This is a genomic window from Desulfosarcina variabilis str. Montpellier, assembly GCF_048565275.1.
In the GTDB taxonomy this organism is placed as follows: Bacteria; Desulfobacterota; Desulfobacteria; order Desulfobacterales; family Desulfosarcinaceae; genus Desulfosarcina; species Desulfosarcina variabilis.
Genome location: NZ_CP159846.1, coordinates 6508154 through 6528739, shown reverse-complemented (window position 1 = coordinate 6528739; position 20586 = coordinate 6508154). Strand labels below are relative to the sequence as shown.

General features: G+C 52.9%; 24 protein-coding genes. 10 read left to right on the top strand and 14 right to left on the bottom strand.

Annotated elements, in window-relative coordinates; genetic code table 11:
- Positions 1-241 precede the first annotated feature (241 nt).
- The 7 genes from Dvar_RS29585 to Dvar_RS29555 all read left to right on the top strand — a co-directional run bounded on the left by Dvar_RS29585 (position 242) and on the right by Dvar_RS29555 (position 5867).
- Positions 242-790 carry a CarD family transcriptional regulator gene (locus Dvar_RS29585; protein ID WP_419656725.1) on the top strand — a complete coding sequence of 183 codons (549 nt, stop codon included), beginning with the start codon at positions 242-244 and terminating at the stop codon, positions 788-790.
- Positions 791-811: 21 nt separating this feature from the next.
- On the top strand, positions 812-1792 hold the full coding sequence (locus Dvar_RS29580) for an RluA family pseudouridine synthase (RefSeq protein ID WP_419656724.1): 981 nt from the start codon (positions 812-814) through the stop codon (positions 1790-1792).
- A gap of 168 nt (positions 1793-1960) precedes the next feature.
- A complete protein-coding gene (locus Dvar_RS29575; protein WP_419656723.1) occupies positions 1961-2842 on the top strand; it encodes a transporter substrate-binding domain-containing protein in 882 nt (293 codons plus the stop codon).
- A gap of 53 nt (positions 2843-2895) precedes the next feature.
- A complete protein-coding gene (locus Dvar_RS29570; RefSeq protein WP_419656722.1) occupies positions 2896-3627 on the top strand; it encodes an amino acid ABC transporter permease in 732 nt (243 codons plus the stop codon).
- Positions 3624-4286, top strand: coding sequence for an amino acid ABC transporter permease (locus Dvar_RS29565; RefSeq protein WP_419656721.1), 663 nt, complete (start codon positions 3624-3626; stop codon positions 4284-4286). Before Dvar_RS29570 ends, Dvar_RS29565 begins: the two co-directional genes overlap by 4 nt.
- Positions 4283-5011, top strand: coding sequence for an amino acid ABC transporter ATP-binding protein (locus tag Dvar_RS29560; RefSeq protein WP_419656720.1), 729 nt, complete (start codon positions 4283-4285; stop codon positions 5009-5011). Before Dvar_RS29565 ends, Dvar_RS29560 begins: the two co-directional genes overlap by 4 nt.
- 28 nt (positions 5012-5039) lie before the next feature.
- The gene (locus Dvar_RS29555) at positions 5040-5867 is read left to right on the top strand and encodes an MBL fold metallo-hydrolase (RefSeq protein WP_419656719.1); all 828 of its coding nucleotides are present in this window, start codon (positions 5040-5042) and stop codon (positions 5865-5867) included.
- Positions 5868-5942: 75 nt separating this feature from the next.
- On the opposite strand, the gene Dvar_RS29550 is transcribed toward Dvar_RS29555, so the two are convergent.
- The 7 genes from Dvar_RS29550 to Dvar_RS29520 all read right to left on the bottom strand — a co-directional run bounded on the left by Dvar_RS29550 (position 5943) and on the right by Dvar_RS29520 (position 12836).
- Positions 5943-8069, bottom strand: coding sequence for an FAD-dependent oxidoreductase (locus Dvar_RS29550; protein WP_419656718.1), 2127 nt, complete (start codon positions 8067-8069; stop codon positions 5943-5945).
- Positions 8070-8243: 174 nt separating this feature from the next.
- Positions 8244-8816 (bottom strand): electron transport complex protein RnfA, encoded by a 573-nt coding sequence (locus tag Dvar_RS29545; RefSeq protein ID WP_419656717.1) that lies wholly within the window; start codon positions 8814-8816, stop codon positions 8244-8246.
- Positions 8817-8834: 18 nt separating this feature from the next.
- The gene (gene rsxE, locus Dvar_RS29540; protein WP_419656716.1) at positions 8835-9458 is read right to left on the bottom strand and encodes an electron transport complex subunit RsxE; all 624 of its coding nucleotides are present in this window, start codon (positions 9456-9458) and stop codon (positions 8835-8837) included.
- A gap of 15 nt (positions 9459-9473) precedes the next feature.
- The gene (gene rnfG / locus Dvar_RS29535) at positions 9474-10067 is read right to left on the bottom strand and encodes an RnfABCDGE type electron transport complex subunit G (protein WP_419656715.1); all 594 of its coding nucleotides are present in this window, start codon (positions 10065-10067) and stop codon (positions 9474-9476) included.
- A 1-nt stretch (position 10068) separates the two neighbouring features.
- On the bottom strand, positions 10069-11031 hold the full coding sequence (locus Dvar_RS29530; protein ID WP_419656714.1) for an RnfABCDGE type electron transport complex subunit D: 963 nt from the start codon (positions 11029-11031) through the stop codon (positions 10069-10071).
- The gene (locus tag Dvar_RS29525) at positions 11021-12313 is read right to left on the bottom strand and encodes a 4Fe-4S dicluster domain-containing protein (RefSeq protein WP_419656713.1); all 1293 of its coding nucleotides are present in this window, start codon (positions 12311-12313) and stop codon (positions 11021-11023) included. The genes Dvar_RS29530 and Dvar_RS29525 overlap by 11 nt, the downstream gene beginning before the upstream one ends.
- Before the next feature lie 76 nt (positions 12314-12389).
- Positions 12390-12836: a cytochrome c3 family protein gene (locus tag Dvar_RS29520; protein WP_419656712.1), complete on the bottom strand. Its 447-nt coding sequence runs from the start codon at positions 12834-12836 to the stop codon at positions 12390-12392.
- Positions 12837-12975: 139 nt separating this feature from the next.
- On the opposite strand from Dvar_RS29520, the gene Dvar_RS29515 reads away from it, so the two are divergent.
- Entirely contained in the window at positions 12976-13119 is a 144-nt protein-coding gene (locus tag Dvar_RS29515; RefSeq protein WP_419656711.1) for a hypothetical protein, read from the top strand.
- A gap of 106 nt (positions 13120-13225) precedes the next feature.
- Here Dvar_RS29515 and Dvar_RS29510 read toward each other — a convergent pair whose 3' ends face one another.
- From Dvar_RS29510 to Dvar_RS29480, 7 genes are all read right to left on the bottom strand, one after another.
- Positions 13226-14803, bottom strand: a complete 1578-nt coding sequence (locus tag Dvar_RS29510; protein WP_419656710.1) for an ASKHA domain-containing protein — start codon at positions 14801-14803, stop codon at positions 13226-13228.
- A gap of 48 nt (positions 14804-14851) precedes the next feature.
- Complete coding sequence (locus Dvar_RS29505) at positions 14852-15607, bottom strand: SIR2 family NAD-dependent protein deacylase (protein ID WP_419656709.1); 756 nt, start codon at positions 15605-15607, stop codon at positions 14852-14854.
- Positions 15608-15616: 9 nt separating this feature from the next.
- Positions 15617-16456, bottom strand: coding sequence for an MBL fold metallo-hydrolase (locus Dvar_RS29500; protein WP_419656708.1), 840 nt, complete (start codon positions 16454-16456; stop codon positions 15617-15619).
- A gap of 24 nt (positions 16457-16480) precedes the next feature.
- Complete coding sequence (locus Dvar_RS29495) at positions 16481-17317, bottom strand: 50S ribosomal protein L11 methyltransferase (protein WP_419656707.1); 837 nt, start codon at positions 17315-17317, stop codon at positions 16481-16483.
- An 11-nt stretch (positions 17318-17328) separates the two neighbouring features.
- Complete coding sequence (locus Dvar_RS29490; RefSeq protein WP_419656706.1) at positions 17329-18006, bottom strand: CBS domain-containing protein; 678 nt, start codon at positions 18004-18006, stop codon at positions 17329-17331.
- A 42-nt stretch (positions 18007-18048) separates the two neighbouring features.
- Positions 18049-18999 carry a histone deacetylase gene (locus Dvar_RS29485; RefSeq protein ID WP_419656705.1) on the bottom strand — a complete coding sequence of 317 codons (951 nt, stop codon included), beginning with the start codon at positions 18997-18999 and terminating at the stop codon, positions 18049-18051.
- A 103-nt stretch (positions 19000-19102) separates the two neighbouring features.
- On the bottom strand, positions 19103-19852 hold the full coding sequence (locus tag Dvar_RS29480; RefSeq protein ID WP_419656704.1) for an AAA family ATPase: 750 nt from the start codon (positions 19850-19852) through the stop codon (positions 19103-19105).
- Between the two features lie 42 nt (positions 19853-19894).
- Here Dvar_RS29480 and Dvar_RS29475 point away from each other — a divergent pair, with 42 nt between their 5' ends.
- Complete coding sequence (locus Dvar_RS29475; RefSeq protein ID WP_419656703.1) at positions 19895-20023, top strand: hypothetical protein; 129 nt, start codon at positions 19895-19897, stop codon at positions 20021-20023.
- A 245-nt stretch (positions 20024-20268) separates the two neighbouring features.
- Entirely contained in the window at positions 20269-20586 is a 318-nt protein-coding gene (locus Dvar_RS29470) for a phasin family protein (protein WP_419656702.1), read from the top strand.

Below are 20586 nucleotides of genomic sequence, written 5' to 3'. Positions count from 1 at the left end.
AATATGAGGAATTCATAATTAGGATTGGCGCCGATTGGCGCCAATCCTTTTTTTATTGATTATTGACCGTTGCAATGGTATATTTTGCTATTCCGTATGGTTATTCTTTGCTCCGACTGGCAGGCGATTGGAGCATTTTAAAGCGGAATTGAATGGGAAACGTTGCGCCTGTAATCATGATCGCGGCATCGGGAGAACAGCCCGCTCATAGTGGTCTAACCTTTTGATTTTTGGTACTCACATGGCAGATAAATCGGTTAAGGACGGCTCAAAAGGTTCAACAGCACAAAAGCGATTCAAGGTCGGTGATCTTGCCGTTTATCCGGCTCACGGCGTCGGTCGCATTGAAGCCATTGAAACCAAAGTCGTTAATGGAGAAGAACACGATTTTTACATCATGAAGATCATTGAAAATGCCATGGTGATCATGATTCCCACCTGGAATGTCGAATCCGTCGGGCTCAGAGATGTAATCCAGAAGAAGGATATCCCGAAAATTTTCGAGGTGATGAGTTCCCGCCATGAGCAGCCCATCGATAATCAAACCTGGAACCGGCGATATCGGGAGTATATGGAAAAGATCAAAACCGGCTCTCTGTTTGAAGTTGCCGAGGTGTTTCGGGATCTTTCTCTTTTAAAGAACACCAAAGATCTCTCGTTTGGCGAACGCAAATTATACGATACCGCCCAGAATCTGCTGGTCAAGGAACTGTCCACCGCAAAAAATAAAAGCGAAAAGGCCGTTATCAAGGAGATCGAGGACCTGTTCAAATCCGAAGACGAGGCTTAAGTAAAATAAGCCTTTGTTTCCATGTCTGACCTGCCAACGTCTTTTACCTTTATCGTTGATTCCGCCCACGCCGGTAGTCGATTGGACTGGGGGGTGGCCGACAACGTCGAGCATTGCTCCCGTTCATTTGCCGCTTCATTGATTCGTAAACAAAAAGTTACTGTCAATGGTGTGGTCAAGAAGCCCGGCTATGTGCTCAAGGCCGGGGAACATGTCACCGGAACGATTGATCCACCGGAAGAGACGAATGTCCAAGCGCAAGATATTCAAATCGATATTCTTTACGAGGATGATGAGATCCTGGTGGTCAACAAGGCGCCCGGCATGGTTGTTCACCCCGCCCCCGGTCATGCCCAGGGAACCCTGGTCAACGCGTTGATGCATCATTGTTCGGATCTGGCCGGTATATGCGGCAGTTTGCGACCGGGAATCGTTCACCGTTTGGATAAAGATACCTCTGGTGCACTGGTAGTCGCCAAGACCGACCTTGCTATTCACCACCTGTCAAACCAGTTTAAATCGCGCCTGATCCGTAAACATTATCTGGCATTGGTTTTCGGCGTGCCGACGATGGATCGTGGCAGCGTCGAACTTCCCATCGGCCGGCATCCCCAGGACCGCAAAAAAATGTCTGTGAACACACGGACACCCCGCACGGCCCTGACCTTCTGGCAGGTTCGTGAGCGGTACAACGGCGCCAGCTTGCTGGAACTCGACATCCGAACCGGTCGCACCCACCAGATCCGCGTTCACTGCACGGCCATTGGACATCCGCTAATTGGCGACCCCGTCTATTGCCGGCGTGGAGATCGAAAGCGTCTGGCGCAGCTAAACCCTGACATGGCCATTCTTACCGAAGCGATCACACGCCAGATGCTGCATGCCTGGAAACTGCAGTTTGCACACCCGGTCAATGGAAACGTGCTGAACATTGAAGCGCCGCTTCCCGAAGACATGACCGAGCTGATCGATCGCTTCAGAGAACAACCGCTTCAACGATAAGGCCACTTTTCTTCACCGCTCCCATTCATTATCGATATGCATAATCTGATCTTGTGGTTCGATTGAGATTATCAATTTGATTTATTCTTTCCACTTCTATTACAAATCAATGGTTCAAAGTGTGTATATGCTCAAATAGGATCTGGAGACAGGTAAAAGGAGAGAAAAATGCGTAGCCGATCGATTGTTGTTGTTCTCATCGTCATGTTGCAGCTTATCATTTACAGCGGAACTGCTCTGGCCCGGGACATTTTGCAGAAAATTGAGCAAACCGGAAAAGTCACCATGGCATTTCGAGAAGGCTCAGTCCCTTTCGGGTTCATGGACGAAGGTGGAAAATGGGTTGGCTTTGGACTTGATCTGGGAGAAGAAATTCATCAAGCCCTGGAACAAAAATTGGGCAAGTCCATTGAACTCATCAAAAAACCGATGAATCCCAAAACCCGCATTCCTTTGGTTGCCAATGGCACGGTGGATATCGGCATTGGTTCAACGACGATTACCCTGGCTCGGGAGGAGGTAATTGATTTCAGCTTGCCTTATTTTTTAACCGGTACCCGCCTGCTGGTACCCAAGGACAGCCCCATTGCCGATTTTCCGGATCTGGCCGGCAAACGCGTAGGTATGGGCAGTGGCAGTACAGCCAACATTAAAGGTATCGAACGGGCCATGAAGGCGGGCATCATTTCTCCTGTCTGTCAGAAAGTGCTTTTTGAAGAGCACAACAAGGGCTTTTTAGGACTTGGGCAGGGGAAGATCCATGCCTATTTCACTGATGCCAGCATCCTGGCCGGTATGCAGGCCAAAGCCAAAAATCCGCAAGACTGGAAAATCGTCGGTCGATACCTGACATATGAACCCTACGGCCTATTGCTGCCGCCCAACCAGGGACCGTGGCGCGACTTTGTGAATGCCACCCTGATTCGCACCATTAAAAGCGGACGTTTTCAAACCATATACGACAAATGGTTCGGTGAGCAGGGAGAAGTTCCCCTGGCCATGAGCACCGAATACCAGACGCTGCTCAAGGCGCTTAGTTATCCGGATTGATGACCACCTTTCCAACTTGCGCTTTTTTTACATGAACAAGAAGAACCGTCGCTTTGGGTTTGCTCAATTACAATTTTGACTGGGGCCTGTTATGGCACGCCCCATATGGTGCGATGCTGCTCGGCGGCATCTGGACGACCATTCACCTTTCTCTTTGCGCCTGGTGTATGGCCGTTATCATCGGCATCATCATCGGCGTGTTGCGCGTTGTGCCCCACCGGGGATGGCGCCTGGCAGGCACGCTTTACGTTCAGATATTTCGCAACACCCCTTTGCTGGTGCATCTGTTTTTCTGGTACTTTGCCGCCCCCCTATTGCTTTCCGAAACGCTGCAGCAATGGCTCTATGACAACGTGGGCGACTATGCTTACTATGCCGGTGTTATGGGCCTTGGAACCTACACGGCCTCACGGGTGGCAGAGCAGTTCAGGGCTGGGTTTCTCTCGATTCCAAAAGGGCAATATAGCGCCGCATACGCTACCGGGCTCAGAACCGTGCAGGTGTACCGCTTTGTGATTGTTCCGCATGCGTTGCGTATTATCTTGCCATCTTTTACGACTGAATTTCTGACTTGCTTTAAAAACTCAGCCCTGACCATGACCATTTGCGTGATGGAGACGACTCACGCAGCTTACTATATCGACTCGTTTACCTGGCATGGATTGGAGACGACCACGGCGGCTTCAGTGGTTTACCTGGTCTTATCCGGATGCGTGATTTTAATCATGGGGTGGGTCGAGAAACGACTGCGGATTGGCGGCCGAGTGGGCAGGGGGGCGATGTGAGCGACATTGAGGTCGTCATCCGCAACCTGCCCTTTATGGCGGGCGGACTCTTACTGACGTTTCAACTGGCCGGGCTGGCCATCGTCGGCGGCTTTTTTTTAGGCGTCGTGCTTGCCGCGATGCGCATATCCAGGCGGGCTTGGATTTACTATCCGGCGACCGTTTACATCCATTTCTTTCGCGGGTTACCGCTGATTCTGGTCATTTTCTGGCTTTATTTTCTGGCGCCGGTCGTGGTCGGCCGCAGCATGAATGAATTTGCCGCAGCCACGGTTGCCTTTATCGTCTACGAAGCCGCCTATCTGGCGGAGATTATTCGGTCCGGCATTCAGTCGGTGCCCATGGGCCAGCAACATGCCGCTGCCGCCAGCGGACTGACCCCGACCCAAATCATGCGCTTTGTTGTTTTGCCCCAGGCGTTTTCCAATATGGTGCCGGCGCTGGTCACCCACGCGGTGGTCATTTTCCAGGATACCTCCCTGGCCTATGTGATCGGATTGCGTGAATTTTTAAGGCGTGTGAATCTGGTGGATGCGCGGGAGGCCCGGTCACTTGAGCTTTATCTGTTTGCCGGGCTGGTCTATTTTTGTTTTTGTTCGCTGGGAAGTCTGGTCAGCCATCGGTTGGAACAGCCGAACCGCAATAGGGTGAGAACATGATCGAGATCCGCAACCTGAGTTTATGGTATAAAAATGGGGTGCCGGCCTTGTGCGGGGTCAATGCAACCCTTAAGCGCGGCCAGCGATTGGTGATTTGCGGCAGCAGCGGATCAGGAAAAAGTACGCTTTTGCGATGTATCAACGGGCTGGAGCATTTTCAGGAAGGTGAGATCCGGGTTGACGGGGTTTGTGTGCAGTCGCCGGAAACGGACATTCACCGCCTTCGGGCAGGTATTGGGATGGTTTTTCAGCATTTTGAACTCTATCCCCATATGACTGTTTTGGAAAACATCACCCTGGCGCCTGTCAAGGTGCTGAAGAAGAGCCGTCAAGCAGCCCAAGACCATGCACGGCAGTTGTTGGAGCGGGTGGGGATGTTGCCGTATGCGGCGCGTTATCCCAATCAGCTGTCCGGCGGTCAGCAGCAACGCGTGGCCATTGCCCGGGCCCTGGCCATGCAGCCGCAAGTGATGCTTTTCGACGAACCCACCTCTGCCCTTGATCCCGAGATGATCCATGAGGTACTCGATGTAATGATTGACCTTGCCAAGGCAGACATGACCATGATTGTCGTCACTCACGAAATGGGCTTTGCCCGCCAAGTGGCCGATGAAATCGTATTTATGGACCAGGGCCGTATTTTAGAGAAGGGCAGCGCCAGTCATTTTTTTACCCACCCCAGACATGCGCGGGCAAAACAGTTCTTCAGCCGAATCCTCGGTTAGCCGTTTTTTTAAATTAAGGGGAAAGCAAATGAAAAATGAATCGATTCGTATGACCCTATTGTGTGAAGACCAGGCCCGGATGGGATTTCGCGACAAAACGTTTTCAGGCCAGCATGGCCTGGCCGTGTTTATCGAGGCGGAAATGACGATTTTGCTGGATGCCGGGCCGTCGGCGGTGGTACTTGAAAATGCCCGTCTGGCCGGCATTGATCTGAAGCGTACCGAGTGGATCGTCCTCAGCCATGGCCACTGGGATCACGCAGACGGCCTGCTGGCCCTGGCTGAATCGGGAATCCGTCCCAAACTGATCTGTCATCCGGGGGTGTTTGTTGATCGACGAAAACCGACCGGTGAATTCAACGGCGTGGCCTTTGGCCGCGACTGGGCAAAAGACATGTTCCATCTGATAGAGCAGACTGCACCTTATCAGATTGCCGATAACATCTGGTTTCTCGGTGAAATCCCCAGACAAAACGACTTTGAAGCGCAGCAGACGGCGTTCTCCTTCATGCAGGATGAAAAACTGCAGCCTGATTTTTTACCCGACGACACCGCGCTGGCCATTGGGACGGATACGGGGCTGGTCGTTGTCTCCGGCTGCTCCCATGCCGGCATCTGCAACATCTGCGAATACGCCAAACAAGTCACCGGTGAGCATCGGCTGCATACCGTGTTGGGGGGCTTTCACCTGCTTGACGATTCCGTGGTGCTCGACAAAACCATCGCTTATTTTGAGGACCAGCAGCAAGTCCGTCTATACCCCATGCATTGCACGGCACTGCCTGCCCTGGCACGCTTTTACCAGGCATTTCAAATTGAGAAACTATGTACTGGCGATATGCTAACCATTGAATGAGACGATGAGCCGAAAAAAAACGCTGCCACGGGCGTATCTACCATGGCAGCGTTTTTTTATTAGGCTTTGAAGAAATTAAGCGGCGCTTTTACTTTTCGAACCGGCATCCTCCAGGCTCGGTGAAATCTGGATGACATCCGGATTGTAGCAGACCCGGCAACAGTTGAGACACCGGCCCGCTTCATATTTGGCATCGGCTTCGCTGATCACCTGATCCACTTCGATCATGCTGTCAATGCGATCCTTGACCGGTAGCTCGGGCATGGGCGTGCGTTTGGTTTTTTCCACGCCGGGCACGCTGTCGAAGATGGACTCGGGGATGTGCCGTTTGCTTTGCAGGGAGTTGGGTGAGCCTTTGATTTCCTGATCGGTGATGTACTGGTGAATCGATCGGGCCGCCCGGCGACCGCCGCCAATGGCACTGACGACCAGCGACGGACCCGTGGCCACATCCCCGCCGGTGAACAGGTAGGGGGCACTGCACTGCAATGTCTCCGGGTCGTTATCGAACGTATTCCAGCGGGTAATGGTAATGTCTTCTTTCTCTGGCTCCGTCTCCATAAAACCGATGTCAGGCTGCTGGCTGATGGCGGAGATGACCATGTCCACATCCAGGATGGTTTCCGAGCCCTCGATGGGTACCGGCCGGCGACGTCCGGAGGCATCTGGTTCGCCCAGTTCCATCTGCAGGTACTCAAGGCCTTTGACATTGCCCTGACCATCATCGATAACGCGCGTGGGGGCGGCCAGAAATTGAAAGTTGATGCCTTCATGCTCGGCGGCCACGATTTCAACTTCATTGGCCGGCATTTCTTTACGGGTTCGGCGGTAGACCAGGTAGACTTTTTCGCAACCCAGACGCAGAAGGGTTCGCACACAGTCGATGGCCGAGTTCCCACCGCCCACAACCGCCGCGCGTTTACCGATGGGGACGCGCTTGTCCGGGGAATCAGCCACACTGGACAGGAAGTTGATCCCCTGCGAGACGCCGTTCAGATCTTCACCCTCGATTCCCAGCTTGTAATCCTTCCAGGCGCCGATGCCCATGAAAATGGCCTCATAGCCCTCGTCACGCAGACTTTTGATGGTGAAATCCCGTCCCACCTGGGTGTTGTAGTGAACGTCGATGCCAAGGTTCAGAATTCCCTCGATTTCCCAATCGAGGACTTTGTCGGGCAACCGGTACTCGGGAATGCCGTAGCGGGTGATGCCGCCCAGCTTGGACATATTCTCGTAAATGGTCGGATGATGTCCCAGACGCCGCAAGAAATAAGCACAGCTCACGCCGGCCGGCCCGCCGCCGATGATGGCCACGCGTTTTCCCGTATCCGGGGCGCAGGGGATCGGAAAACGGCTGCCGCTGTTCATCTCATAGTCGGCCACAAAGCGCTTGAGTTGGTTGATGGAAACCGCTTCGTCGTCTTCAATGGCCCGCCGGCAAAAATTCTCACACGGATGCGGACAGACCCGGCCGCAGGATAGCAGCAGGGGGTTGCGTTCACGAATGGTGTTGACGGCGCCCTCATAATCGCCTTCCTTGATCAGGCGGATGTATCGGGGAATATCGATCTCGGCCGGGCAGGTCTGCTGGCAGGGAGCCAGGGCACCATCATCCGTATTGAATTCCAGCAGCCGTTCGCTCATGGTTTTAACCGAGAGCAGATCCTTGGGACAGGCGGCGGCGCAGGCGCCACAGCCGACACACTTGAATTCATCAATTACCGGAAATCCTTGCGGCCCCATATGGATGGCATCGAACAGGCAGGTCTTGATGCAGTCGCCCATGCCCAGGCATCCAATGGAACAAACTCGCTTACCACCATACAGGGCGGTCATGGCCGAGCAGGTCATGGCGCCGTTATAGATGAACTTGTCTTCGGCCCGATCCCCGCCACTACAGGGATTAAGCGATTTTACCGGCTCGGCGGTACCCGGATCGACACCCATCACACCGGCGATATTGACCGCTGCTTCTGAATCGGCAGCCACGCAAATACCCGGTTTGGCTTTTCCTTCGACAATGGCCACGGCAGCGGCGCTGCACCCGGCATAGCCACATCCACCACAGTTGGCACCGGCAAGGAAGTACTCCACTTGGCTGATCCGGGGATCCTCATAAACGTAAAATACCTTGGAAGCAACACTGAGGATAATACCACAGGCTGCGCCAATGCAAAGCATAACGAGAATGGCGATGGTCACAAAAACCTCCTTGAATCAAGATCAGTCAATGTTAAACGAACACTGTTTAAAATCAATTTTATTTAAAAAAAAACCGTTTGGAGCGGCATTGCGCCCGTCAAACGGTTTTTAGTCTGAGCGTTTCCACTATTTGCGTATTCTACTCAGCAGGCCAGCGAACGGCCATGGTGTGAATTACACCATTCCTCTAAAGGCGTAGAAACTCATCGAGATGGCGCCTGCCGTAATCAGGGCGATGGATGTATCCTGCAAGGGTTTGGGAACCCGTGCCAGCAAGATACGTTCCCGCAGACCGGCAAAAAGAATCAGCGCCAGACCAAAACCAGCCGCATAACCAAATGACGCCACCAGCGCCTGCATGAAGTTGAACTCTTTGTCGATATTAAGCACGCACACACCAAATACGGCGCAGTTTGTGGTGATCAGGGGCAAAAAGATACCCAGACCGGCATACAGGGCCGGGATACTCTTTTTGAGGAACATTTCTACAAACTGTACCAGTGAGGCGATCACCAGAATAAAGGCAATCGTTCGCAAATAAACCAGTTTGTATGGCAGAAGCAGATAGTTAAAGATCAGCCATGTCATCACACCGGCCATTACGAGGACGAAAATAACCGCCATGGCCATACCAACGGCTGTTTCCATTTTTTTGGAAGTGCCGAGAAAAGGACAGTTCCCCAAAAACTGGGCCAGCAAAATGTTGTTAACAAAGATGCAGGCAATGATGAGTTCAATATAATCCATAACACGCTTCCTTTATCGCTATTTGCTTGGGATAAGATTCATCAGGCACAGAAGCAATCCAAGGGCCACAAATGCGCCTGGTGCCTGAACGGCAAAAACAAAGGGCTCGTATGATGCACCAAAAATATTGGGAATGCTGTAAGGCAGGAAACCGAAAACATCACCGGCCAGTCCGCCCGTCCCAAGAAGTTCGCGCACCGCCCCCAACACTGCCAGTGAACAGGTAAACCCGATCCCGATTCCCAGTCCATCGGCAGCAGAATAGACGATGCCGTTTTTGGAAGCAAACGCCTCGGCCCGTCCCAGCACGATACAGTTAACCACGATCAGCGGAATAAAAACGCCGAGGTCCATAAATAGCGTGTACGCAAATGCCGCCATCATCTGTTCAACAACAATAACAAAGGTGGCAATGATGATAATGAAACAGGCGATACGTACCTTGGCGGGGATTACCTTTCTTAGCAGAGAAACGAGAATATTGGAGCAGAGCAGGACAAAGGTCGTCGCCAGACCCATACCAATACCGTTTTTCATGGAAGTGGTAACACCCAGTACCGGACACAGGCCGAGGACCAGACGGAATGGTGGGATCTCCTTCCAGAGGCCTTTGGTAAACTCCGAAGCAATCGATTTGGCCATTTTTGGTAAACTCCTTTATTTGCCCATGGCTTTGATTTGTTCTTCCAGCTGTGGCTTCAGATCCTTGTACTTCTCAATGGCTTTCGTGACCCCAACACATACGGCACGGGAAGTAATCGTTGCACCGCTCAAGGCGCTGATGCTACCACCGTCCTTGGAGACCTGGATCGGAGCCTTAGCCGGTTTGCCCACGAACTGAGCGGCAAAACTGGGGTCCGACTTGGCGTTGGCACCCAGCCCCGGTGTTTCCTTGTGGGTGGTCACGGCCATGCCCCTTAGGGTTTCGTCGGCCATGTTGATGGCCACGACCATTCCCACTTTGTCGGCAAAGCCGGCGGCCTCGGATTCCAGGACAACCGTATCCGCATTGCCGCCAAAAACACCGACAAACACCGTGCGCTCTTCCTCGCCGTCTTTGATTTTGAAGCGGTCTTCCACAGGATCATTTTCGGCCTCTTTGAGCATGGCGCGGATGGCCGGTCCTTTGACCAGGTTCATCACTTGGTTCTCGATTTTTGGTTCGGTGAAGTCCTTCAACCAAGAGAGCCCTCCGCCCGAAATAATGCTCAATACGGTCAGAACAACCACCATTTTGATCATTTCACCCATGTTACGCTACCTTTCCAATCGCCTTGGGTCTGATCTTGTCGACCAGCGGATTTATCAGATTGATCAGAAGAATTGCGAAGAATACGCCATCCACGTAGACACCAATGTTGCGGATTAGAACTGTCATGACCCCGCCCAGTGCACCGTAGATCAGCATGGGAATGAAGTTGACCGGTGAAGTGGTGCTTTCCGTCGCCAGAAAAAACGCGCCGATCAGCGTGTAACCGGTGAGTAAATGAAACACCGGGGAAGCGAATCGCGTGGGGTCGGCCATGTTGAAAAGCAGAGCGGTTACAAAAAGTCCAACAACAAAGGAGACACTGACTTCCCAACGGATAAATCCCCGGATCATCAGGTAAACGCCACCGATGACGATGGCCAGGCCGCAACCGGATCCGATTCCGCCGACCTGACGTCCCATGAACAGATCCACTGCACTAAGGTTTTCGATGGCGGCCGGCCCAAAAGCCTTGAGTGCACCGATGGGACTGGTTGAAGAGGGAAAATCCAGCGGGAAATTGACCAATCCGGCATCGACGTCCAGATGCGCCGTATAAGAGATCATCAGAATCGCCATGGCAAGCGCCACCGGATTGAATGGATTGGCACCGATGCCACCGAAGATCTGCATGCCAATGACAATCGCCAGGAATGTGCCGACAACCACGACCCACCACGGTGTCGATGCGGGCATGACCATGGCCAGCAGCAAACCAACCAACGCGGCGTTACCATTGCCTATGGTAAAGGGGCGCTTGCTGGCGTAATTGAGAAGCAGTTCCCATAGGATTGCCGTTGCCATGGCCAGGCTGATGACACCCAACGCGGGGGCACCATAATGGGCGATGCCTACGGCAGCAGCGGGAAGGGCGGCAATGATGGTGTGGTAACTTCGCTCGGGAATCCCACTGCCGTCATGCCAGAACGGTGCGTGAGAAACAATTAACGTTTTCTTACTGTTCATTCATTTCCTCCGCAGATAGCATCCGGCCTAGTTCGTACTTTGCCAGTTTGATATGCTGAAAAATCGGAATGCGGGAAACACACACGTAGCTGCATAGTCCGCACTCAATGCAAGAATACAGATCATAAAGATCCGCGCCTTCGGTGTACTGCCCGGCTTCCAGAAAGCGAACCAGAAGATTTACCGGCACGTTGGCCGGACAGATGCTGACACAGTCACCGCAGTTGATGCACGGATAGTCACTGTAATACGGAATCACGCTTTTATCCTGAACCATGATGGCATCGGTATCCGGTCCAATGGGCAATGTTTCACTGTAGATTGCGTTGCCGGTCATGGGACCACCGAAAATGATCTTGTCCTGGTCATTGACCTCGATACCGAAGGTGCTCAGCAGAAGGCCTGCCGACGTGCCCATCCGTGCCCGGGCCAGATGCTTGGCACCGTCCTTACCAATCACGGTGATGGTTTTTTGCACCGGCAGGATGCCTTCTGAAAATGCCTGGCCGATGCTGGCCACGGCTTCGGCACGAATGAAATGGATGCCCATGGACCCCGTTCCTCTTTCATCCGGCAAGCGTCCGGTCAGATTCTGTAGAATCATCAATGGCTGAGCATATGGATACTGGGAAGAAAAGGGCTGAATCTTGGCGTCTAGATGGCCGGAGTAGTTTTGTACACTTTCTTCCGGGACAGCGATAACAATCTCCTCGATCCCCGTGGCTTTTCTCAGCACTTCGATTCCAGCATTGATTGTGTCAACTTTGGTTTTGAGAATATACAGGCTGGTATCAATGAGAAGATCGGAGTTTCCACCGTAAATAATGATGGTATGCACGGGATTGCGTTCATCCACCAAGGGACCGATATCAGGTTCACCCGGACAGGCGGAAAGAAAATTGCTCAGGGTTTCCAGAGACGGCGCCTTGGCGGCCTCGGCAAACGCCTCGTCAATATCGTCCTGGGGGTCGGTTTTGATGGTGATGGCAGTCCATTTTTGGCCATAATCGGCCAGAAACGGGGCGATTGCGCAGATGGTCCCCGTTACCGATGAAATGGTGCTAACGTCATCGTCTTCACTCAGCACCAATCGTTGCCCGGTTTTCACCGGTGTACCAACCTTTAAGCTACTACTGGTCTGCTTCAGCTCTTTCTTGATGTACAAGGTGACCGTCTCCGGTGTCGGGATCGTCACCGGCTGGGCAGACATATCGGACACATCGGTGGCCAATTCATAGTTAAAGCACGGTTTGGTCAGACCAAAGAATGATCGTTTTCGCATAGCTCAACCTTTTTTTAGGTCCGCGGTAAGAGTTGAAAGTTTCGATACAGAATCATAACCCCAATTGCGTCAAGCCTTAAAGCACATGGCAAAGGGAGCAGTCATCCGAACTGGATTGCGGTCCTTTCTCGAATTCCTCGTGGCACCCGATGCACTGATTGTGAAACGCATCCGCACGAGAGGATATTTGGGTTTCTTCGATGTCGCTCTCATCATGGCAATCGAGACAGCGTTCCGGTTTGGACCCGTCTTCTGCCGGTGCTTGATGACATTCACCACAGGCGATCAGCGCACTGTCATCATCACTGGGATGGTGATGACAGTCAAAACAGCTTGCACCATAACCGGATGCATCCGTGTGCGTGAAGTGATCAAAAAGAACTTTTCCTGCATTGGTTTGATACATTTTTCGTAAGGGCTGGTCGGGCGCTCGGGCCGGAAAGGCGGCATAACAGATGATACCGACGAGTAACAGGTGGATTGCCAGACCGTAAGCAAACAACAGCTGTTTCTTAGACGTCATATGGTCTCGATCCTTTGTAGGTTGGGTTGTAAAAAATGTGGGTGTAAAAAAGTCAGAACTTCGACTATCATAATGCACAATTCCTTTCAAGGTTTTATTTCGATCGTCCGCAACCGCTTGAAACCTAACCGGAAAAAAAATGAGTACAGGATCGGACGATGAGAACATTGCTGCGCTGACAGCGCTTGGCCGATCAAGCGTGGCCGTTGTCCTTGTCAATGCACGGTATTGTCTGCTCACAATTGATCAAACCTGGCCCGCGCAGATACCGGTTTTATGCTGAAGGGACTCGTCCAATGCTACTTGTCTGTAGCTAAGTTCGATTGAGAGCCGCCAGAACGGCCATCTTTTCAGGAACGGGCCAGAGGCCCTGGAATGTGTTTATCAGGCTACGGGGGATTGGTGGCCGACCCATTGCCCGGTACCTGAACGGACGGGAACCGGCGGGTATCCGTATGGGGCAGAAATTTGGCCGCGGAAAAGCGGTTCATAAAATCCTGGTTTACGTTTAATTCCAGATAGGTGATGCTATCGCGAATATGTCGTACGCGCTCAACGCATCCGGGATCGGTCAATACCCGGGTGGTGCCGCCCAGTGAGCTGTTCCCCAGACTTTGGTAGCAATCCAGGGCCAGGTCCGGAATCATGCCGATGGTGATGGCGGATTTCGGATCGATATAGGCACCGAAGGTGCCGGCAACGAAAAATGTTTCCAGATCCGATTGTTGCATGCCGACCGTACCCGTGATGGTTTCCAGGATCGTATACATGGCGGCTTTGGAGCGGATCAGGCTGTCCAGGTCGGCCTGGGTGATGCACAGGTCCAGGCCGGTCCCCGACTGGTCGGCCGGGACGATGGTCAGATGGCCTAAACCGTTGCGCATTGAAAACCGCTCGCCGCAGCGTTCAGGCAGCAGTTTGCCACGGATGTCGATCATGGCCGACCGAAACAGGGCGGCCGCCAGGTCAATCACGCCGGAGCCGCAGATCCCCCTTGCCGGCTGATCCGCAATGGTGTGGATGTCAAAATGAAGTGACTTGGGGTCAATGGTAATCCGGTCGATGACGCCTGGACCGGCGGTGGTCCCCATGCGGCTCACGCCCCCCTCAAGGGCCGGGCCGGCCGCACCGGCGCAGGCCATCATCCAGTGGCGATTGCCCAGCACAACTTCCGCATTGGTGCCCACATCCACCAAAATGGCCGTGTCTTCGCGCTGGTCCATGTCACAATAAAGCATGCCGGCAATCAGATCTCCGCCAAAGTAGCTGCCCACATTGGGAAAGACCATGGCCCGCGCATCGGGATGGACCTCTATACCCAGATCGCGACTTTTCATGATACCGGGTTGATTGACCACCGGGATATAAGGCTCCCGGATGATCCAGCGCGGGTTGAGCCCCAACAGCAGATGGGTCATGGCCGTATTTCCGGCAATCGCGACCAGGTGGATCTGTTGGGGTGAGATATCGCCCGCTTTGCACAATTGGTCCAACTGTGCATTGAGGCCATCGATGATCAGCTGGTTGAGTTGGGCTAATCCGCCTTTGTTTTCCACATGGTGGATGCGAGCCAGAACATCCGGTCCCACGCTGATTTGGGGATTATCAAACACCACTTCACCGTGATGGTCGCCCGTTTCAAGATCCACAAGGCGCAGGACCACGCGGGTCGTCCCCAGGTCCACGGCCAGGCCGTAGCATACCTGGGAGCTGTCTGCGGCGGCCAGGTGAACCAGGATGCCATTGCCGGCAATATCTTTGAAGACAACAGCGCGTAAACGGTAATTCCATTGACGAAGCTGGTCAGGCAGTTGCCGAAGCAGATTCAGATCCATGTGAACGGTGTCTACGTCCAGTGCCTTTTTCAGGGCCGATGCCAACCGATCGGCATCCGCCGTATTGTCGCCCAGGGACGGGGCGGACAGCGTCATATCGATTACCCAATGGGGCGCGTGTGTTGATGTCATGGATTATCCTACAAGGGGGTTAAAAGGAATCATTCAAAAAGCGGAATATCAGGAGGCGTCCCGCCGCTGCTCCACCGCCGCAACCAGCCGGGGGAGAACCGTGCCGGCGTCCCCCAAAAGGGGCAGGTTGCTGATGTGATTGGTCAGCGGTGTGGGTTCAGGATTGATTTCAACCACCACGGCGCCGTTATCCTTGGCGATAAAGGGCATGGTGGCGGCTGGCTGAACCATTGCCGAGGTGCCGATGACCAGCATCACATCGCAGGCTGCAGACACCTGTTGAGAGCGATGCAATGCCTCAGGCGGAATCATCTCACCGAAAAAGATGCAGTCCGGTCGAAGGATACCGCCGCAACTGCAGTGTGGCGGAATATGAGTCAGATCCACGTCCGCCGTGGCAATCACCTGGTCGCAGGTCTGACAGCGCTGCCAGGCAAAATTGCCATGAAATTCGATCACGTCCTGGTTTCCCGCAACCTGATGCAGACCGTCCACATTCTGGGTGATAACGGTTTTCAAGAGACCCAATCGTTCCAGATCCACCAGACTGGTATGGGCGGGGTTGGGCCGGGCCTTGTCCAGAACCATTTTCATATTCTTGATCAGTACGTCCCAGACCGTTTCCGGGTCTTCCAGGAACGCATCGATATGGGCATATTTCATGGGATCGATTTTTTCCCACAGGCCACCCTTGCCCCGAAAGGGAGGGATGCCGCTTTCCACTGAAATGCCGGCACCGGTGAGCGCCACAGTGTATTTCGCTTTTGCCAGAATGTCAGCTGCACGTTCGATTAGGTCAGACATGATTATTTTCTAAAGTTTAAATTGCATATCCCGCCCCACGGCAAAGCAGTCCAGGGCGCGACCCTTTTTCTTGATGATCTGACGGCAATGGTCGACGATTTCATCGACCTGATCATCGGTGCGCTCCTGATTCAGATGAAAAAGGCCCAACCGTTTAACGCCGGCTGCAAAGGCCAGTTTCAGAGCATCCGTATAGGACGAGTGCCCCCACTCAATCATTTTGGGGTATTCTTCTTCGGTGTATTCTCCGTCATGGATTAAAAGATCCGCGCCGGTACAAAAATCCACATAATCTTGAAAGGGCAGGCCGCCGGGGTGCACGAAACCCAGTTCGTTATCGGTGATGAACACGAACGTTCTGCCGTTTTCAATGAATTTGTAGCCCTTGCCGGTATTCGGGTGGCTGATGGGGATGGGCACCACCGTTGCCGAACCGATTTTAAATTCGGCTGGATGGCCTTCTTTCCATACGATCTTTGCTTTGAGATCGGAATAACGCACTGGAAAATTCGGCGGGGCCATGACCTTGGAAAACATGCTTTCCATGAATTTTTTATGAAACGGGGCACGGTGCATGTGGATTTCCGTGCGGCTGAGAAAAAGCGGCTTGAAAAAAGGGAATCCCATGAGATGGTCCCAGTGACCGTGGGTAAGCAGAAAATTGTACTGGTAGCGGCCTTCTTCGATCAGATGGTTGCCCAGGCGCCGTATGCCGGTGCCGGCATCCACAATGATGATATCGTCGCTGTCCGTGCGGATATCCAGGCAGGTCGTGTCACCACCGTATTTGATGTACGCTTTCCCGGAGACAGGAATGGACCCTCTGGACCCCCAGCACGTAATGACCATCGGTAGCCCTTTTTACTCCTTAAGTCAGCATATGGCGCCGTAAAACGTGGTCCAGATGCCGTCTTGGTTCCAACGCTGAATTATCCTCACCGGAAGACCTTTCAATAAGGATTCGACATGGGCTGCTTCGCTGCGCATCAGACCGGATAGAATAAAACGCTTTTTCTTTAAAAAACCCGTAGTTTGGATTAACCGCCGCATGACATCGTAATGAATATTCGATATCATAAGATCGCTTGTAAAGTCCATAAATTTCTCGGCATCCCCTTGGGCCACGAGGATGCGATGGTCCAATCGGTTAAGGCGCACATTGCGCCTGGCGGTTTGGGTTGCCAGAAAGGTCAGGTCGATGGCCAGGGTTTTGGGGCAGCCCAGGCGGGCGGCGGCCAGGGCGAGCAGGCCGGTACCCGTTCCCAGGTCCAGAGCGCTTTGCATGGTGCCGTCTGAAAGGGCCAGGGCCAGGGCTTCCAGACAATCCCTTGTGGTCGGGTGGGTGCCCGTGCCGAAGACCACGCCCGGATCAATCAGAATCGTGGAATCGGTCTGGGCCGGATCGGTGGCAAACCATGGCGGCGTCACAGTGAATGGACCGATGCGGCAGGGCACAATTTCGCTGCCCTGCCACTGTTCGTAGGTCATATAATAGTCGTCGACCAGCTCGGCGCCCGGCTGATCGGCAATGGCGTTTTGCACCTGTTCGAATGACGGCCGGGTGAAGAAGAGAAATGAAAAATCGCCTTCCTCCCAGCAGCCAATGTAGTCATCCTGATTGAACGCTGGAACCGGTTGAAGCCGTCCTGACAGGTAGTAGATATAAAGATCTTGATACGGATTGGGGAAAATGGGTCTCGGTGCCATCATAGAAAATTCATTTACCTGTTATTGGGCGGCTGTTCCAGATACCACTGCATGGGATCGATCAATTTATATCCCATGGCAACCAGTTTCTTTTTGATGCGAACGACATTGTTGGTGAACAGATAAGGAAACACGGCTCTTTTGCCTTCATCCCAGGTGCGGGCCACCAGCACGCTGCCGAAAGAAATGTTTTCCTCAGTGATGGCATCGACAATTCGTTTCAGCTGTCCGACTTTCTCTTCTACTTCAATACAAAGCAGTGTGCCGGGCTGGCCGATTCCCATGACATTGGCAAAGGCTCGCAGCAGATCGCGCACCGAGAGTATTCCTTTGAGTTTGCCGTCTTCGTCCACCACGGGAAACGCCCCCACTTTTTCCTTTTGGACCATCAACAGGGCGTCCTGGATGGTATACATGGGAGAAATGGTCTTGGGGGATGTGGTCATGATATCTTTCACTTTAAGCTGGGCCAGTTTGTCCCGTTCCTGGGCCGTTGCCTTCTGTTTGATCAGGCTATAGGGCAGGGCGCTTCTGATATCACGGTCGGTGACGATGCCGATCAGGCGATTATCTTCGTCAACAATTGGCAGGTGACGGACTTTGTATTCCGCCATTTTTTCCTGGGCTTCAAAAATAGATGCATCCTTATCGATAGTGATGACTTGCGAAACCATGGATCGACTGACAAACATGATGTTATCCTCCATGCAATCCGTGTTTATAGATCATTCATTTTAAGCGTCAAGCAGGATACTGACATGGTTGGCAGCCAGTTCCCCCAAACGTTCCAGACAATAGCCGCCTTCAAGCACCGAGATCAACCGCCCGCCCGCATACGTGTCGGCCATCTGCATGATGGTTTTCATGATCCAGGAATACCAATCGGTGGTCAGGGTGATGTCGGACATGTCATCCTCTACATGGCCGTCAAAACCGGTGGAAACGATGATAAACTCTGGTTTGAACCTCTCGAATGCCGGTCGCAGATCGCTCTCGATCAACTGCGTGTAGACGTCGTCTCCCTGGCCGGGCAGCACCGGTGAATTTTTTGTAAACCCGACTCCCACCCCCGTTCCTTCCTCAAACTCACGGCCGGTGCCCGGAAAGGCAAACGAGGGGTGCTGGTGAATGGAATAGTAAAAGACCGTGGGGTCCTCCTCGAATATCTGCTGGGTGCCGTTGCCATGGTGAACGTCAAAATCAATAATCCCCACGCGCTTGATCTTGTGTTCGTTTTGCAGATAACGGGCGGCAATGGCCACATTATTGAAATAACAAAAGCCCATGGCCTGGTTTTTTTCCGCATGGTGGCCCGGCGGTCTGACGGCGCAAAACGCGTTGTTGATTTCTCCCTCCATGATCCGCCTGGCGACATCCAGGATGCCGCCAACGGCAAGAAAGGCCGTCTCATACGTGTCCACGCACATCTGATTGTCAGGATAATCAAATGTGCGGTTGCCGGATAGACAGACCTCCTCGAAGCGGCGGATATAGGTTTTGTCGTGAATGGTTTCGATCCATTCGAGCTCGGCACGAACTGCCGGCACAAGGGTCAACCGATCCAGCAGACCGGCCTGTTTGATCCCGTTGTAAATGGCTGTGAGCCGTTCACCCATTTCCGGGTGATAGGGGCCAGTATCGTGGAGCAGGTAGCGGTTGTCATGCAAATAACCGGTTTTTTTCATGAGCATCCTCATCCTCATGGTTCCGGGGTTGGGGGGGAAAGGCGCGCCATGTATTCACGAAAGTCGGTCAGGCGTGGGAGCGCCTTTTTGCGTTTGCCTGTCGTCAGGGAATAATTCGATCAAAGATCGAATAAGCGGCCTTCAGTGCCGGGTTGGTTTCATCAATATCAATGGTTGGCCGTCCATTCAGGTCGAATTCATACACCTGCTCGTCTTCAGGAATCACACCGGCCAGCTCCAGGCCGCTGTCCGAGAGGATCTCCATCACTTCATCGGCGGGATCACTCTTGGCCTGGTTGATGATGATGTAACTTTTGCCGACGCCAAGATTTAGATCATTGGCCAGTTTGTGTATTCTCAATCCGGCTTGCAGACCTCTGCGCGACGTGTCGGTAACGATGAGCAAAAGGTCCATATTTTTCGTGGTCAGGCGGCTAAGATGCTCCATGCCGGCTTCATTGTCCATGACCAGGTACGGATAATTGTCGGCCAGACGCTCCAAAAATCCTGTCAGCAAGGTGTTGGCCGCGCAATAACAGCCGGCGCCTTCGGGTTGACCCATGACAACCAGGTCAAAATTGGATTGTTCCATGATGGCTTGTTCGAGTTTCATGGAAATGAACACATCCTTGGTCATTCCGCTGGGGACAATTCCTTTTTTCATTTCTTCGCGGGCATTACCCAGGGTTTCGGTTACCTCGAGCCCTAACACTTCATTCAGGTTGGCATTGGCATCGGCATCAACGGCCAGCACCGGGGATTTGCCTTGGCTGATCAGGTATTTGATCAGCATTCCGGAAACAGTGGTTTTCCCAGTTCCCCCCTTTCCGGCCATGGCAATGGATACAGGCATGGGTAAACACTCCTTTCAGCTGTGGTTCTGATGAGGCGGGTCATGACCCGCCAGACGATCCACAAAGGATTAAGACAACTGGTTAAAACAGTCAAGGAGATTGTCCGTTTCGTGCCCGGCCATAAACGTGTCCGGCACGTGCCCGGCCCATGCAAAAACAGTTCCCGGTGATGGTTCCGGCACGCCCTTGATGACCCGAATGTTGTGTAAAGCAAATACCTTGCTTCAACCCAGGGCTTATGCTAAATTGGCCTTGTCATTTTCTTTGATAGTTCCTATTGGTTCAGGAGTTTACAAAAGTTCCCGTTACCATATTAACGAGAAAATTGGATTTCAGTTTAAAAGCAGCCGGCACCATCTGCGGATGCCAACCAAGTCGTGACCCCATTGTTACCCAACAGATAAGGAGATTTCAAATGTTTGATTTGGTCAGAAAGAGCATGCTTGCCGGCGTCGGCCTGGCGCTCAAAGCTTGGGATGAAGTCGAGGATATGGCCAAAGAGGTAGCCGAGCAGAGCAAAATGACCGAAAAAGAGGGGCGCAAGTTCATCGAAGAGCTGCAAACCCGTTACGAAGACGCCCAGAAAAAGCTGGAAGAACGGGTCGAGAAAAGTGTCAAGGAGCTGCTCAAGAAGGCGGATGTGGTTACCCAGGATGAACTCAAAGGACTGAAAAAAGAGATCCGCGATCTGAAAAAGCTGATCAGTGATCAAAACGATGAGGAAACGGCCTGA

Coding starts and splice junctions, on each gene's coding strand:
- Dvar_RS29585 (WP_419656725.1), top strand. CDS start 242: ATGGCAGATAAATCGGTTAAGGACGGCTCAAAAGGTTCAACAGCACAA.
- Dvar_RS29580 (WP_419656724.1), top strand. CDS start 812: ATGTCTGACCTGCCAACGTCTTTTACCTTTATCGTTGATTCCGCCCAC.
- Dvar_RS29575 (WP_419656723.1), top strand. CDS start 1,961: ATGCGTAGCCGATCGATTGTTGTTGTTCTCATCGTCATGTTGCAGCTT.
- Dvar_RS29560 (WP_419656720.1), top strand. CDS start 4,283: ATGATCGAGATCCGCAACCTGAGTTTATGGTATAAAAATGGGGTGCCG.
- Dvar_RS29555 (WP_419656719.1), top strand. CDS start 5,040: ATGAAAAATGAATCGATTCGTATGACCCTATTGTGTGAAGACCAGGCC.
- Dvar_RS29545 (WP_419656717.1), bottom strand. CDS start 8,816: ATGGATTATATTGAACTCATCATTGCCTGCATCTTTGTTAACAACATT.
- rsxE (WP_419656716.1), bottom strand. CDS start 9,458: ATGGCCAAATCGATTGCTTCGGAGTTTACCAAAGGCCTCTGGAAGGAG.
- rnfG (WP_419656715.1), bottom strand. CDS start 10,067: ATGGGTGAAATGATCAAAATGGTGGTTGTTCTGACCGTATTGAGCATT.
- Dvar_RS29530 (WP_419656714.1), bottom strand. CDS start 11,031: ATGAACAGTAAGAAAACGTTAATTGTTTCTCACGCACCGTTCTGGCAT.
- Dvar_RS29525 (WP_419656713.1), bottom strand. CDS start 12,313: ATGCGAAAACGATCATTCTTTGGTCTGACCAAACCGTGCTTTAACTAT.
- Dvar_RS29520 (WP_419656712.1), bottom strand. CDS start 12,836: ATGACGTCTAAGAAACAGCTGTTGTTTGCTTACGGTCTGGCAATCCAC.
- Dvar_RS29515 (WP_419656711.1), top strand. CDS start 12,976: ATGAGTACAGGATCGGACGATGAGAACATTGCTGCGCTGACAGCGCTT.
- Dvar_RS29510 (WP_419656710.1), bottom strand. CDS start 14,803: ATGACATCAACACACGCGCCCCATTGGGTAATCGATATGACGCTGTCC.
- Dvar_RS29505 (WP_419656709.1), bottom strand. CDS start 15,607: ATGTCTGACCTAATCGAACGTGCAGCTGACATTCTGGCAAAAGCGAAA.
- Dvar_RS29500 (WP_419656708.1), bottom strand. CDS start 16,456: ATGGTCATTACGTGCTGGGGGTCCAGAGGGTCCATTCCTGTCTCCGGG.
- Dvar_RS29495 (WP_419656707.1), bottom strand. CDS start 17,317: ATGATGGCACCGAGACCCATTTTCCCCAATCCGTATCAAGATCTTTAT.
- Dvar_RS29490 (WP_419656706.1), bottom strand. CDS start 18,006: ATGTTTGTCAGTCGATCCATGGTTTCGCAAGTCATCACTATCGATAAG.
- Dvar_RS29485 (WP_419656705.1), bottom strand. CDS start 18,999: ATGAAAAAAACCGGTTATTTGCATGACAACCGCTACCTGCTCCACGAT.
- Dvar_RS29480 (WP_419656704.1), bottom strand. CDS start 19,852: ATGCCTGTATCCATTGCCATGGCCGGAAAGGGGGGAACTGGGAAAACC.
- Dvar_RS29475 (WP_419656703.1), top strand. CDS start 19,895: ATGACCCGCCAGACGATCCACAAAGGATTAAGACAACTGGTTAAAACA.
- Dvar_RS29470 (WP_419656702.1), top strand. CDS start 20,269: ATGTTTGATTTGGTCAGAAAGAGCATGCTTGCCGGCGTCGGCCTGGCG.